General features: G+C 39.8%; 15 protein-coding genes and 2 pseudogenes. 1 reads left to right on the forward strand and 16 read right to left on the reverse strand.

Annotated features, from left to right (window positions below; translation table 11 throughout):
* Positions 1-117: 117 nt before the first annotated feature.
* Positions 118-1,053 carry a DMT family transporter gene (locus tag M1D98_RS19015; protein WP_268559005.1) on the reverse strand — a complete coding sequence of 312 codons (936 nt, stop codon included), beginning with the start codon at positions 1,051-1,053 and terminating at the stop codon, positions 118-120.
* Between the two features lie 451 nt (positions 1,054-1,504).
* On the opposite strand from M1D98_RS19015, the gene M1D98_RS19020 reads away from it, so the two are divergent.
* A complete protein-coding gene (locus M1D98_RS19020) occupies positions 1,505-2,269 on the forward strand; it encodes a TerC family protein (protein ID WP_121643648.1) in 765 nt (254 codons plus the stop codon).
* Between the two features lie 191 nt (positions 2,270-2,460).
* On the opposite strand, the gene M1D98_RS19025 is transcribed toward M1D98_RS19020, so the two are convergent.
* The 15 genes and pseudogenes from M1D98_RS19025 to M1D98_RS19095 all read right to left on the reverse strand — a co-directional run bounded on the left by M1D98_RS19025 (position 2,461) and on the right by M1D98_RS19095 (position 14,782).
* Complete coding sequence (locus M1D98_RS19025) at positions 2,461-2,907, reverse strand: universal stress protein (protein ID WP_121643649.1); 447 nt, start codon at positions 2,905-2,907, stop codon at positions 2,461-2,463.
* 102 nt (positions 2,908-3,009) lie between these two features.
* Entirely contained in the window at positions 3,010-4,419 is a 1,410-nt protein-coding gene (gene bglH, locus M1D98_RS19030; protein WP_121643794.1) for an aryl-phospho-beta-d-glucosidase, read from the reverse strand.
* A 22-nt stretch (positions 4,420-4,441) separates the two neighbouring features.
* Complete coding sequence (locus M1D98_RS19035) at positions 4,442-6,280, reverse strand: beta-glucoside-specific PTS transporter subunit IIABC (protein WP_456279863.1); 1,839 nt, start codon at positions 6,278-6,280, stop codon at positions 4,442-4,444.
* A gap of 300 nt (positions 6,281-6,580) precedes the next feature.
* Positions 6,581-6,790 (reverse strand): DUF2247 family protein, encoded by a 210-nt coding sequence (locus M1D98_RS19040; protein ID WP_121643651.1) that lies wholly within the window; start codon positions 6,788-6,790, stop codon positions 6,581-6,583.
* Positions 6,783-7,094, reverse strand: coding sequence for a DUF2247 family protein (locus M1D98_RS19045; protein ID WP_121643652.1), 312 nt, complete (start codon positions 7,092-7,094; stop codon positions 6,783-6,785). The genes M1D98_RS19040 and M1D98_RS19045 overlap by 8 nt, the downstream gene beginning before the upstream one ends.
* Before the next feature lie 322 nt (positions 7,095-7,416).
* Positions 7,417-7,680 (reverse strand): hypothetical protein, encoded by a 264-nt coding sequence (locus tag M1D98_RS19050; RefSeq protein WP_121643653.1) that lies wholly within the window; start codon positions 7,678-7,680, stop codon positions 7,417-7,419.
* Positions 7,681-7,840: 160 nt separating this feature from the next.
* Positions 7,841-8,227 carry a hypothetical protein gene (locus M1D98_RS19055; protein WP_121643654.1) on the reverse strand — a complete coding sequence of 129 codons (387 nt, stop codon included), beginning with the start codon at positions 8,225-8,227 and terminating at the stop codon, positions 7,841-7,843.
* Positions 8,228-8,319: 92 nt separating this feature from the next.
* Positions 8,320-8,565: a hypothetical protein gene (locus M1D98_RS19060; RefSeq protein WP_162985574.1), complete on the reverse strand. Its 246-nt coding sequence runs from the start codon at positions 8,563-8,565 to the stop codon at positions 8,320-8,322.
* Positions 8,566-8,599: 34 nt separating this feature from the next.
* Positions 8,600-8,896: a hypothetical protein gene (locus tag M1D98_RS19065; RefSeq protein ID WP_240467600.1), complete on the reverse strand. Its 297-nt coding sequence runs from the start codon at positions 8,894-8,896 to the stop codon at positions 8,600-8,602.
* Positions 8,897-9,276: 380 nt separating this feature from the next.
* Positions 9,277-9,615, reverse strand: a complete 339-nt coding sequence (locus M1D98_RS19070) for a hypothetical protein (RefSeq protein ID WP_121643655.1) — start codon at positions 9,613-9,615, stop codon at positions 9,277-9,279.
* Between the two features lie 20 nt (positions 9,616-9,635).
* Positions 9,636-11,051: pseudogene (locus M1D98_RS19075) on the reverse strand (T7SS effector LXG polymorphic toxin); the annotation flags it as partial.
* Between the two features lie 55 nt (positions 11,052-11,106).
* Positions 11,107-11,401: pseudogene (locus tag M1D98_RS19080) on the reverse strand (hypothetical protein).
* Between the two features lie 50 nt (positions 11,402-11,451).
* Positions 11,452-11,898 carry a hypothetical protein gene (locus M1D98_RS19085; RefSeq protein WP_121643656.1) on the reverse strand — a complete coding sequence of 149 codons (447 nt, stop codon included), beginning with the start codon at positions 11,896-11,898 and terminating at the stop codon, positions 11,452-11,454.
* A gap of 714 nt (positions 11,899-12,612) precedes the next feature.
* Positions 12,613-13,026, reverse strand: coding sequence for a hypothetical protein (locus M1D98_RS19090; protein ID WP_121643657.1), 414 nt, complete (start codon positions 13,024-13,026; stop codon positions 12,613-12,615).
* Positions 13,027-13,051: 25 nt separating this feature from the next.
* Complete coding sequence (locus tag M1D98_RS19095) at positions 13,052-14,782, reverse strand: T7SS effector LXG polymorphic toxin (protein WP_456279864.1); 1,731 nt, start codon at positions 14,780-14,782, stop codon at positions 13,052-13,054.
* Between the last annotated feature and the right edge of the window lie 11 nt (positions 14,783-14,793).

Below are 14,793 nucleotides of genomic sequence, written 5' to 3' on the forward strand. Positions count from 1 at the left end.
AATGAAATATTATTACAATATTTTTCTAGAAAGTTTATGTTATATTAAGGAATAGCGAGAGTCAATTGACCTAAAACAAAAAAAGGCCCATTAGGCCTTTTCACACTCTTCCTGTCATTATTGAACTTGTTCAACATCCTTATCCTCAGCAACCAACTCCGCCTTCCCCCGCTTCCTGACAAGCGTCAAAGCCATGCCAGCAAAGATCATCACGATGCCTAGTGTTTGGTAGAGGTCCGGGCGAAAGCCTGTGAAGACGGTATCCAGCACGATTGCGACAGCCGGATCGAGGAAGACAATGATGGAAATAAATTTCGTTGATAAAAATCGTAAACTATCAAAAAACAGCAAATAGACAATACCCGTATGGATGATTCCGGTAGACACCACCATGATCCAGTTGCCTTGAGACAGACCGGCAAAAGCGCCGAAGTGAATAAACGGAATCAGGATGATGATCCCTAAACCCGTTTGCAGGAAGGTGGTCGTGTAAGGGCTGAGGTTTTGAATGCCTTTTCCCAATAAAGTGGTAAACGCATAAAACAACGCGGCGAGAATGGCCCAAATGATTCCTGATCCCATCAGCTGTGTTAGTGATGTGCTGCCATTAATCCCGGAAATCAGCGCCGTTCCCAGAAAACAGATGATGATGGAGCTGACGGAGATGACGTTTAATTTTTCTCTGTAGATGATGCTTCCCAGAAGAAGAACAAGCACCGGCGCAAGATGATATACGGATATGGCGATCGTGACAGATGTTTCTTCAAAAGACTTAAATAAAAACACCCAGTTGAATACAAGAAAGAAACCGCACGCCAATGTCTGCAGCACGTCCCTCTTGCTCCACTTTTCAGTTTTATACTGGCCGGACGCCAGCCAGCAGAAGCTTAAAAATAGCGTCGCGCAAAGGCAACGGACAAATACCAATTCAAATGACGGCAGATTGGTATGCTCCGAGAAAAAGCCGATGGAACCGAAAATCACCATGGAGATGACCATTTTCAGCACGGCTGTTGATTTTTGTTTCGACGAAATGGAAAAATCCTGTTGCATCAAGCGTATTCTACCTCCAGTTATGTATAGGGAAAGCACCCCAACTGCAAGTTGCTTCCCCATTATTCAGCCATCGTCTATACAGGGTTTGAGCATTATTCACTATAAATTCTGACATCTCATCCGTTTCATTTTCTACTCCAACGACACACTGACCGCTAGAAGTTGCTTTACGCCTCAAAGTCTGTGCACCTACCTGTATTTATTATATTCTTTTTTTCGCTATTTTACATTATTCTTTGGTAATTTTAAACAATACGGACACTATACTTACATGATGTATCACAAATCATTTTGCATGTTGCAATGTACATTCCTGGTTTCTGCCAGCAAGAAGCCCCCCCAATAAATACCAACCTACTCAATTGGGTTAACGATAGATGAGAAGGGGAATGCTGTTGATATCGCACCTTTTACAGCACACTTTACGTTTTAGAAAGGAAAGATGTTGATGGAGTCTATCTGGTTGGAATATGCTTGGACATTACTCATTTTAATTGGATTAGAAGGACTGCTGTCGGCTGATAATGCCCTTGTACTGGCAGTGATCGCCAAGCATTTACCCGATGATCAGAAAAAAAGAGCGATAAATTATGGAATCCTCATGGCATTTGCCTTTCGGTTTGGGGCGCTTTTTGCCATTTCGTTTATCGCAAATGTCTGGCAGATTCAGGCGATAGGAGCAGCGTATCTTCTTTACCTGGGCTTAAAGCATGTGATAAAAGCCCGTTTCGGGAAAAAAAATGAAAATATTCATGAGGAAGCGAAAGAGGAGGCTGCCGGAAAAGGTTTCTGGCCCACAGTCGGAAAGATTGCTTTAGCGGACCTCGCTTTTGCCATCGATTCGATTCTGGCTGCGGTTGCTTTAGCGCTCGGCCTTCCGGATTCACCGCTTGATGATTTCGGCGGCATGGATGGAGGACAGTTTGCTGTTGTTGTCCTCGGCGGGATTGCCGGCCTGATCCTGATTAAGTTTGCAGCAACCTGGTTTGTTAAGCTCCTTAATCAACGCCCTGCACTGGAAACAACCGCTTATGCCATTGTGGCCTGGGTCGGTGTCAAACTGGTGGTCATTACCCTTGCCCATGAGGATATTGGGATTCTGGATCACCACTTTCCGCACAGCACCACCTGGACGCTGATCTTCTACGGCGTCTTAATAGCCATTGCATTATTCGGTTGGTTTGCGCCGGCCAATAAAGCAGCAAAGAAATAGCATACGGGACTATTATATGAACAAGGCCGCTACACGCATTGAAAACAAAAAGAGGCGTCCATCCCTTAGGTATCAATGGGAGTCGCCTCTTTTGGTAAGCTGAAAATAAGTTTATTTAAAGGTTTAATGAAACGCATTGCCTCTGACGCCGTCCAACCGCTATCTTTTAGAAGAGATATTTACATTTTCATCTATCGAACAATTAATACAGGGCAGGGCGATAATTGAGACACTTTATGGCTGACGCTTCCAAGCATCATTTCTTTCAGTCCGCTGATGCCCCGGCTGCCGACTACGATCAGGCTGGCGCTTTTCTCTTTTGCGGTGTTTAGAATCTCATGCGCAGGCTCGCCTTGCGCGTAAATCGTTTCAGCTTGAATGCCGTTCTCGGCTGCTTGTTCTTTTGCCTTTTCAAGGATGTTCAGGCCTTCTTTTTTAACCTCGCCCCTGATTTCTTCAATAAAATGTTCAGGCACATAGACAATTCCCGTCAGAGAAGAAGTCGTGACGACGGCTTCTCTCCCCACATGAAGAATGCTTAGTTCCGCTTGCTGTTCTTTGGCCAAATGCACTGCGGCTTCAAGCGCTTTTGCACTCATGTCTGATCCGTCAATCGCAACTATCATTTTGTTAAACATGCTCTTCCCGCCTTTCAGACTGTGGGTGGTTCATCTTTCTCTTTTATTGTCCGCCTGCTTCCGGTTATTGTCAATTGAGGCGCATGAGTATTCAAAAAGTTGTCAGAGACTCTCTCCATTTGTGGCGATGACCTGCTGATACCAGTCGAAGCTTTTTTTCTTGATGCGGTTTAATGTTCCGTTGCCTTCATTGTCCCGATCAACATAAATGTAGCCGTAGCGTTTTTTCATTTCCGCAGTGGATGCGCTGACAAGGTCAATCGGCCCCCACGACGTGTATCCGATTAGGTCGACACCGTCAGCAATCGCTTCCCGGGCTTCAATGAGGTGCTCTCGCAGATAGTTGATTCTGTAATCATCCTCAATAGAGCCGTCCTCCTCCACTTTGTCTACCGCACCAAGGCCGTTTTCCACGATAAACAGCGGCTTCTGATAGCGGTCATATAAGGTGTTGAGCGTGGTTCGCAAGCCCTTCGGATCAATCTGCCAGCCCCATTCGGATGATTTCAGGTAAGGGTTTTTGACGCCGCCCAGCAGGTTGCCCCCTGATTTTGCGAGTTCTTTTGGATCAGTGCTTGCCGCCATCGACATATAGTAGCTGAATCCGATGTAATCCACCGTATGTTCTTTTAAAATCTCTTCATCGCCATCAGCCATTTCAATTTCAATATGATTTTCTGCTAAGAAGCGTTTCATATAGCCCGGATACGCGCCTCTAGCCTGCACGTCAGAGAAGAAAAGGGTTTTGCGTTCATTCTCCAGTGCCGCGAAGACATCCTCCGGCTTAGGTGTCATCGGATAGGTTGTCGTTGCCGCTATCATACAGCCGATTTTCGAATCAGGGATGATCTCGTGGCCCGCTTTGACGGCAAGAGCACTGGCCACAAATTGGTGATGCGCGGCCTGGTACATCGCGTTTAATTTGTTTTCTCCTTCTTCAAAAACAAGCCCGCCTCCGGTAAATGGCGCATGGAGCACCACGTTAATTTCATTGAACGTCATCCAGTACTTCACTTTGTGCTGATAACGTTTGAAAACGGTTTTGGCATAACGTTCATAGAACTCGATGACCTTGCGATTCTTCCAGCCGCCATACTGTTTCACTAAACCGAGCGGCATTTCATAATGAGAGATGGTGACAACAGGCTCAATCTCATGCTTTAACAGCTCATCAAACAGATCGTCGTAAAAGTTGAGGCCTTCTTCATTTGGCTCCTCTTCATCGCCATTCGGAAAAATCCTCGTCCACGCAATGGATGTGCGGAATGCCTTAAACCCCATTTCCGCAAACAAAGCGATGTCCTCTTTATACCGATGATAAAAATCAATTCCTTGGTGATACAGATTCAAAGACGTCATCGACTCATCAAATGGAGACATAATGCCGTTCGGTGATACGTCAGCCGTTGAAAGCCCCTTTCCGCCCTCGTTATAAGCACCCTCGACTTGGTTAGCGGCAACCGCGCCGCCCCATAAAAATCCTTCTGGAAATCGTTTTGCATTTGAACTCATATTGATCACCCCATCAGTTTTTTTAAGATAAAGCAAGCAGCGCCTCTTTTGTCTGCACTTTGCCGATTTCTTTCACTGGCGAAATCGAATATTGATCTGTGTTGGTCACGATCACCGGGGTAATGACGTCATATCCCGCCGCTTTGATTTGTTCGAGATCAAAGGAAACGAGCGGATCGCCCGGCGCGACCTTGTCGCCTTCTTTGACGTGAGCGGTGAACCATTGTCCTTCCAGCTTCACCGTGTCCAATCCAATGTGTATAAGAATTTCAGCTCCCTGATCACTCGTAATGCCAATCGCGTGTTTTGTTTTAAAAATAGTGGTAACGCTGCCATTCACAGGTGAAACTACTTCTCCTTCTTCCGGCTCAATCGCGAATCCTTTCCCCATGATCCCGGCAGAAAACACTCCGTCATTGACTTCACTTAATGCCTTTACTTCACCTTTAATCGGGCTGTGAATGATTTCTCCGCTGCCTTCATGGCCATTTGTCACAGACGGCTGCTGATCACTGTCAGACGGCACATCCTCGAATCCAATGAGATAAGCTGCCGCTGTTCCCGCCGCGAACGCAATCACAAGACCGATCATGGCGTAAATAAACGTTGGGCCGATAAAGACAGGGATACTCGGCAGACCCGCATTCCCCCCGACAATATAGGAAGCAACACCCGTCACACCGTAAAATGCTCCGCCGGCCGCGCCACCCAGCAAAGCCGCCGCGAACGGTTTTTTCAATCTCATATTCACGCCGTACATCGCGGGTTCTGTAATCCCCATCAGCGCCGTGACACTCGTTGTGAGCGCAAGTGATTTAAACTTTTTGTTTCTGGAGCGAAGGAAAACGGCAAAGGATGCCCCGGCCTGCCCCATATTCGCCAAAAACATAGCTGGCAGCAAGTAATCGTGACCGTTTTGGGCGATGTTGTTAATCATAATCGGCACAAGTGCATAGTGCATGCCCGTCATAATGATTAAAGAGAATGTTCCCGCAAGCAAAATCATTGCAATAAGCCCTGCATGATCAAATAAAACGTTTACACCGACAGACAAGTATTCTCCTAAAATAGCGCCTAACGGACCGACTGTAATCAGCGTCAGCGGCACAACAATCAGCAATGTCAGGGTCGGAACCACAATCAGCTTCAGAGAAGAGTGGGTGACCCGGTCAATCCACTTCTCAACATACGATGCGATCCAAATCGCCAGCAAAATCGGAATGACTGTTGACGAATACGTGGCAGCGATTACAGGAAGCCCGATAAAGGAAATTGGTTTCCCCGCTCCAAGCAGCGCTGTCAAATCCGGGTGCAGAATCGCCGCCCCAATCGCCGCCGCTACATATGGATTGCTTCCGAACTTTCTCGCCGCGCTCATCGCAAGCAGAAGCGGCAGGAAGTAGAACGCGCCGTCACCGATAGCCGAAAGAATCACATGTGCCTGGCTCGTCTCTGTCATCCAGCCGAATGTAACAGCTAACGCAACAAGCCCTTTAATCATCCCCGCTCCTGCAATCGCCGGAAGAATCGGGGTAAACACACCAGAAATCACATCAAAGACCGCACTCAGCACATTCTTTTTTTGCGAGGATGAACCCGCGCTCTTCTCATCACTGAGATTGCTGTTCCGCAGCATCGCCTGATACACCTTCGGCACATCGTTTCCGATAATAATTTGAAACTGCTCGCCGCTGATATTTGTGCCCATCACACCCGGCAGCCGCTCCAATTGACCGCGATCCGCCTTCGAATTGTCATGAAGGTTAAAACGAAGCCTCGTCATGCAGTGAATCACGCGCTGAACGTTTTCTTCACCACCTACGAGTTGTAATATGTCTTTCGATAATTTATCATAATCCATGTGTATACCTCCTTTTTTTGGGGGGACCCGCTGGATGAAAGGTGGCCGCCTTTCTCCAGCTTTTTTTGTATCAAATGCCGCATCACATCCTACATTGAGAATAAAAAAAACCTAAATGACACAGATTGCGAGAGTCTCCTCCTGCACCTGCACCATTTAGGTTTTGCCTGCTTTCGCAGTAACAATCCTGACGGGTCGTTTTATTTGTTTGTAGGTATACTTTAGCACTAGGTTTATTTCATGTCAACGCTTTCATTTTTGGTATTGACTAAGAGAATTACTTATTAAGGACTGTTTTAGTTATAGCGGTAAGCCATTTTGTATATATTGTTTTTCTTTTACTAAAAAGTCTTGAAACAAATTGCATAATCTATTTATATTTTTCTCATAGGAATGTAAATGCGGATTGCCTGCGTCATTAGAAGGCTGATAATAAATAAAACCCTCCATATCTTCAGGGTAATTCATATCTGCGTAAACTTCTGCAAGCTTGCTCAAGAGCTCAAACATGATCAGTGTACTTTAATTTTATTTCAAGAAGAATAACGTATCTCCATTTTCTTTTTTCAACAGCATAAAAACTATATATTTCAACTCGTATTATATTTAAAATGGTTTCTTCAATATTATCCTTGTCTCCCCAAGCCAGTTCTAGAATTTTTTCTTGTTGTACATTGGGATGGTCCACCAAATATTCAACAGCATAATTCATGACTTCCATTTTGTTTATCCAACCCTGCTTCAATCCAACATAAAGCGTTTTCCAATCGTAATTTACATAATGCGCTCTGAAGGTTTTAAAGGTGATTTTCAATTTCTAACATCCTTAAATTTTTACTCAAACTTGTATATGTCATTACATAAAAATAATTCCAAGTTGCTTTTTAAATACAACCTTTGCTTTTGGTTCGTTATGTATATATATAAATAGATTAGAATTACACCTCTTTAATTGAGTAACATTAATAAACTTAGAACTCTATTTTCATAGGCTTTTTATCTCTACATTCTAATGTTTTTAACATGATTTCAAATTACCTTCTAATAATAGTACAAACCCTATCCCCAGATGCACTTTCTTGAATGGATTTCTTTCAACAATGGCTCTTATACTGTACGTTCACGCTTTAGCAACTCTATTGATATCCGTCTATATCATTTACTTTTTTTATAAGTACTCTTTTCCTGAATATATAAATACCTAAAGGGAATACAAAGAAAAATACACCATATGAAAAACCAGCAATCACATATAGCTCTATATCGTTAACTTGATTGGCATTTGCTAACCAGATTGTCATGATAGTTAGAAATATTCCTGTTAGGGGGAATACAATCTGAATGATTAATAATGATTCATTTATTTTTCTCAATAAAAATTTCTTATCTATCTTTTTCACTTTCTATCATCACCTTAAATAAAAGTCTGGTTTTTTAAGTAATTGTTCAAAATGTAAAAACCTTGATTAGCAATTTCAATCAAGTTCTCCTTCATTTTTTCTAATAATACCCAAAAAATAAAACCTTCTCTAATTTTTATAATCATTTTACTTTTTATATTTAAACGGGCTCCCTTAAGAATTCAATGCTTATTCTGTCAACCTTCATCTCAACATTTTTCCCAATTAAATGAGGATATTCAGAAAAATACTCATCTTCATCAGTAAGTATGATTCCTGCATCAATTGAATCCTTTTGCAAAATTCCCCTAATATAATATTGATAATCCAAACCAATCCGTTCTAATTCTTTTGTTTTTTCTTTATTTTCACGAATAACTAACTCATCCAAAATTGTAAAGCCAACCAATACAGGATAATGTTTTCCCGTTTCAATTTCATAAGGACAGACGGAAGAAAAACCTGTAAATTCTACCCCTTCTATTTCAAGAATCACTTCCTCTTCGATATGTGGATCAAGTTTTTTAACAAGCGCCTTATATTTCATAGGAAAACCTCTTCGATTTTTTTATTATATTGAATGCAGATTAAAACCTCGACAGGCGTTTTGCTAATCAAGGTTTTATCATATGCTAAGACTCAAAAGCTGTTTTTTTGGAAATTCATCCCCCTTCTCTTACTTACACAAACAGCTAATCTTTGTGCAGCTCGATCAAAATAAAATGTTGACGCAAGATCTTTATCAGGAATTTCTTCTAACTTTGAAAACTTCCTAGTTATTTTATTTAATTGAATATTGCTCATAGTATTTTCATTAGGCCCAAATTTGCAAACCACAGTTTCATCATCTTCAAATTCCTTTAGTAATAAAACGTATGTAGCCAATGTTTTTTCCTTATATAATAAAATCTAATTCACTCTACTTTTCTTTTATCCATTTTAGTCTTTCTTCAGCTTTCTCTCTTCCTAAAATACCTCGTTTGTTTTTGTACTTAATATTTTCTTTAGCCCAGATTAAAATGTCCTTGGTATATTCCACTCTCTCTATTGGGAATATACTATTTTTCTCATCATCGTCTGCAAAAATATCTTCAAAGACTGTTTTATGTTTATCAGAACTAATTAAAATTACATTCCCATCACTTTCGAATATTGGTAATTTTCCCGCTATTACATTTGATAGTAGTAGACCTTTCTCTGCAAACTTATCAAGCAATTCTTTTGCTTATTTATTATCGCCATAGAAAAAATTCTTGTTGTTTTACCATTTGCTATCTCTTACTTGTAGTTAAGAACTCTTTTACATTAATCATTATTTATTTTCACGAGCTTGTACGAGCTCGTGAATTTATGGATTTCTCAAAGATATACCTACCCCTGCGATGTAAAATGTCATCTCGCCCCTTTCTCGTTCGTGTTCAGTTCCCCAAAGAGTTAAAACGATACTCCTTGTTTTTACTAATCACGAGCTCTCGATTCTAACACTATTCATTTTCAATTTGTTTCTCAAAAATATCAGCTGACTTAATATAAATTAAATTAAAAAACCTTGAAAGGCAATTTAACCCCTCAAGGTATATATTTAAAGTAACGTTTTTATTTTTGACTACCCCTTTTCCATACACTTTCTCCGTCAGTTAAAAAAACTGCACTTGGCGGATCATCATAAAGTGAAATTTCAACTAATGAACTTTTTTCTTGTTTCAACCAATTGTATACACTGCCTTCGTTAGTAGCTGGATGGGATAAAATATGATTTACTTGAAATGCAGTTGCATAATATTCTACGTACTCGGGATCATCATCATCTAATCCATTGTCTGTCTCAAAAAATGTGTCTGTTTTGCCTACAATTTTTAATCCATTGTTCCACTCTATTATGATCTCTACACCTTCATACTCTATTAAAGTTTTAAATAAAGAATCTGCTTCCATAGTCATCCTCTTTCTTTTTTTTATTCTGATGGTTTTGCTGGTACTATATGAGCACCATCTTTTCCATAGTGTATCATTCCTCTACTAGTCTCTATATATTGTCCAGTCACAGTGTCATAGTATTTACCTATTGGCTCACCAAAGTCCACTCTCTCTTTATTTTTGGTAACAGTGGTTCCTTTCCCTGCATGCTTATCAAGCAATTCCTGCGCTTTTTTATTATCTCCATAAAAAATACTTTTGTTTTTCCCATTCGCTATTTCTTGCTTGTAGTTAGGAGTATTGGGAATATGTTTCTCTTGGGCACCCGGCTTTAATTTAACAGGATATCCATTTACTTCACGATACGGCCCTTTAGGTACTGACTTCTTTCCATAAGAAGGTACACCATTACCCGTATCCTTAGAAACGTTTTTAACTTCCTTAGCCTTCTTCGCCTTTTTCCCATCATCAATTAGTTTATTAATATCTCTTAACTTTTCTAACTTAGCTATTTTGGCAAATGGTACTGAGTTTATGGAGGCAACAATACGGTCTTTTCCTGTGACTTTTTCGCCTGTTACCGGATCTCTGCCCGTGACGGCCTTAAAAAGATCATTCACGCCGGTAAGATCTACAGCTGTCTCTAAGACTTTTACATATCCACTCTCATCCACTTTGATGTCCGAAAGCGAGACGACAGGTTCAAGTTTCATATTATTACCTGATATATACACATTATAAAGTGTATCATTATAAACAACTTGCTTAACTTCTGCATTTGAGAAATCAGTTTTTACATGTTCTACATGTTCACTCGTATGATACACTTTACCATTAATAACAATGATATTTTTATTTACCTTTTTAGAATGATCCGTTTTGACAACTGAATCAACTTTAGACTTTTCTTTCTCGTCTAATTTCTTCAACATCATCTCCATCGGTGAATCAACCGCCTGCTTCATTTGCGGGTTAATCGCGCCGAAGGTTTGGTTGATGTTTTCTTCTTCCTGCGATTTCAGGATGGAGCCGCTTTTGTAGCCTGTGATTCCGATTTCCGGGCCGGTGTACATCGCTTCGAGCTGATCTATGTACTTTTTCATCGTTTGAAAATCTGTTTTTGCTGTTTCTAGCACGTAGGTTTGCTGGCCTTCAAATCGAATGAGCTTATGCAGGGTGTCTGTAATAATCCGTTCAGCCTGTTCTGTTTCCATCTGAAAAAAGGAGTCATTGACTGTTGGCAGGCTGATGATGTGGCCAATGGTCGATGTCTGACGATTGACTGCGTCTGTGAGCTGTTCTGTCACTTCTCTTGCATGTTTGACCCCGTGTCTTGCATCTTGCGAGAGAAAAGCCTCCGCAATTATGCCGTGGGAGTCAGATTCTACAGAGGAAATCGTATGCTGCGTTTGTTTCAGGACTTTTTTGTATTCGTCGATAAACATGCCGAAGAAAAAGAATTAGCTTTATACTTATAAAAAACCTTGAATAGCATTTTTCCAATCAAGGTTAATAATAGTCATATTTTAATTTTTTTCTTAAAGATTCTACTATTTGTTCCCTTACATTTTTCAACCACTCAATTGGTTCTAAATTAAACGAAGGAAAATACACTCCCTCTGCACAAGAGTGCATGTAATCAGTTTTTTTCATTACCTGAATAATCACTTACAATAAAACCCGTGAAAAAGACAGCAGCATACTCCAAATGTTCTTTACTTTTCTCTGTTAATAACTCTAGTAAAGCGTCATCGGGACTTTCAATATCTTGATAGAATGTTCCAGCCAAAAGCTGAAAATAGATTACTCTTACTTATTCCTTTTAGGGATAGGCAAGAGAAGTTGCAATTATCACTACATAAAATTCAATTCACTGCATTTTTCTTTTATCCATTCTAGTCTTTCATCGGTTTCCTCTATTGCTAAAATACCTCGTTTGTTTTTGTACTTAATACTTTCTTTTGCCCAGATTAAAATGATCTTAGTATATTCCACTGTCTCTATTGTGCATACACTATCTCCTTCATCTTCATCTGCGAAAATATTTTCAATCACTGTTTTATGTTTATCAGAACTAATTAAATTTAAATTCCCGCCACTTTCGAATATTGGTAATTCCCCAGACATTACTTTTAATAATTGTTGAATTTCTTCCTTTATGCTATCGAAATCACTAAATATATCAGATCCTAACGAATTACTAATAAGGTAACCATTTTTAGGTATGTTCTCTTTTTCCAAATCCAAAATGACTTCATCATAATCTTCTATATATTCAATTGCATATTTATATTTGAGCAATATACTATCTCCGTTATTTCTTATTCACCGGTAGATGGTGTGAGTAACACAAGCAATATAATGAGTATTTCCCAATCATAATTAATTAGAAATTATTTTCCTCTCAGTTTCCAAAAATTCTTTCAGTAGTTCTTTTACTGTATATTTCAAATCAGAAGGATAATAGAAAACAGGCGATACAATTCTAAAAAAATTGTTCATATGTTCAGTTGTGTTAAACATATAAACAATGTTTTCAATGTCGCTAAACATACTATCATCAGAAGAATTATTATATATTCTTCAAAACAGTGTATAACCACTTATGATACTCTCTATTCAAGACTTCAGAACGGCTATTAGAGACTATGTGGTCTAATAATGCATCTGCTCTTTCTTCAGTTTGTTCCCAAAGATATTCTCATCTTTAATATTAGGATTATTCACTAGATAATTAACCGCATAATTTGTTACTTCTTGTGAAGAAATTAACTTAAACTGCCTACTAATAAACAATGTAATCCAGTTACATTCAAATTCTTTATTCTTGATTATCTCAACTGTATACACCATCTATCTCTTCCTTGTGGTTATTTTACCTGAGTCTTTAAAATTATAAGCTGATCCTGCAATAGGAAAAGCTTATTCCATTTCACATCACTGTGTGAGAATAAGCTTTAAAAAGTTATTATTGACTTTTAAGCATTGTTGTATAAACAATTCTATAACAAATTATTAAGAATGAACCTTCTCAAGGAAGTCTTCAAGTATTTTCTTTACTGGGGCACTTGCTTTTGGCAACTTATCATTTATTCTCTGAAGTATGGATGGATCGTTCAATATCATTTGTTTACTCTCGGGAGTCACAAAGCTTCTTAGAGAATCTATGCATACCTCAAATAGCTCTTCATTATCAATACTAAGTAGTGATAGTAATATTGAAAATTCATGTGAACTTCCGTTATTATCCATACAGTATGCCAGTTTTTTTTGCCATTCCAAAGGTTTAGTAAGTGCTTCGTTTTTTAATTTTCCCCAATCATCTGCTCTAAAGTCTGACAATATATCACTTGCAATTATACAACCATCATCGTACCATGAGTCCTCAGTTGTTTTAGCAGATAAAAGATTATCCAATTCTCTATACATTTTTTATCACCTTTCAATTTACATCTCAGAAACCTGATGGACGAGGCGCATTTACCTTTCCTGTTGGGTAACCACTAGTTACCTCGTCACCATTTTTGATAACATCTATTTCCACTCCATTTTTTGATGCTCTATGCCAAGTTGATCTATCCCTCAACCTTGTAGATATAGGTGGTGTATTTCCAACCTCTATAATACTCTTAAGAATCTGATCATCATTCCACGATTCCGGAAATAATGTACTCTTTTTAATTTTAGAAATATTACCATCTACAAATTGCTTAGTAAACATAACACTTTTCGTCCCATCTGCATTAGTAGATAGTACTTCCACTGCGAAATTATCATTAGCGTTGTTTATACTTGAGGAATGTCCACCTATTAAAATATTTTTTGGAACTTTACGTTGTCCTTCCAATATTTTCGCTTCCATATCTGAGCTAATAACCGTCTTTGAAGACACCAATTTCTTACCTTCACTCGCACCCTTTGAAGCAACCTTATTAACCTCACCCTTACTTTCCTTCTCCGCAACATGTTTAGCCACATCTGTGACAACACGCTTCCCGCCTCGGACTGCCAATTTTTTAACAGCACCCTGAGGACTTACCCACTCAACAAATTCATACTGAGTTCCGGAAAGAAACGAATCAAGCGGCTTAGCTCCACCTACTTTATCCTCTGGAATGTAAGAAACTTCTTCTAGCCGCTTTTTCCCTCCAGCATAGAATTCTCTCACAATTTGCCCGTTTTCATATACAAAATATTTGCCGCCGACGTAGTCAATGCTTGCAGTATCACTTTCTAACTCATCAATCACTTCAATCGTATCTATCTTTTTTAATCCTTTATGATTATACAGTTTATCATTTATAACCCGTATGTCATTATAGACTTTCGGATGGGCTGCTGCTTCTTTCTGTAATACCGTTAAGTTACTGTCATCAGCATGAATCTCACGCTCGATCTTCTGTTGTTTGCCATCTTTCATCACGGTATCAACGTTGGACTGCTTATGTTTCTCCAGCCTTTTCAACATCATCTCCATCGGTGAATCAACCGCCTGTTTCATTTGCGGGTTAATGGCACCGAAGGTTTGGTTGATGTTTTCTTCTTCCTGCGATTTCAGGATGGAGCCGCTTTTGTAGCCTGTGATTTCGATTTTTGGGCCGGTGTACATCGTTTCGAGCTGATCTATGTATTTTTTCATCGTTTGAAAATCTGATTTTGCTGTTTCTAATGCCTGGGTTAGCTGGCCGTCAAAGTGAAAGAGCTTATTCAGGGTATCCGAAATCAGCCGTTCAGCCTGTTCTGTTTCCATCTGAAAAAAAGAGTCATTGACTGTCGGCAGGCTGACGATGTGGCCAATAGCTGATGTCTGGCGATTGACTGCGTGTGTGAGCTGTTCTGTCACTTCTCGTGCATGCTTGACTCCGTGTCTTGCATCTTGTGAGAGAAAAGCCTCCGCAATTATGCCGTGGGAATCAGATTCTACAGAGGAAATCGCATGCTGTGTTTGTTTCAGCACTTTTTTGTATTCGTCGATAAACATGCCGAAGAAAAGGAGAAAGGGCTTGTGGCACTCCTCGTAGAAGGTTCGGATCGCATCTCCGCCTTTTCCTTTTAACGCATCCTTCATGCCTGCCAGATGCTCAACGCTTTTTTCCAGCTTCTCCAGCTGCTGTTTTTGCTTGTCCAGTTTCTCAATTGTATGCTGAATACCCTCGTGAAGAGCGTGGACATCTAATGTTTTCAATCCCTTGTCCT

The organism is Bacillus sp. K7, assembly GCF_053903245.1.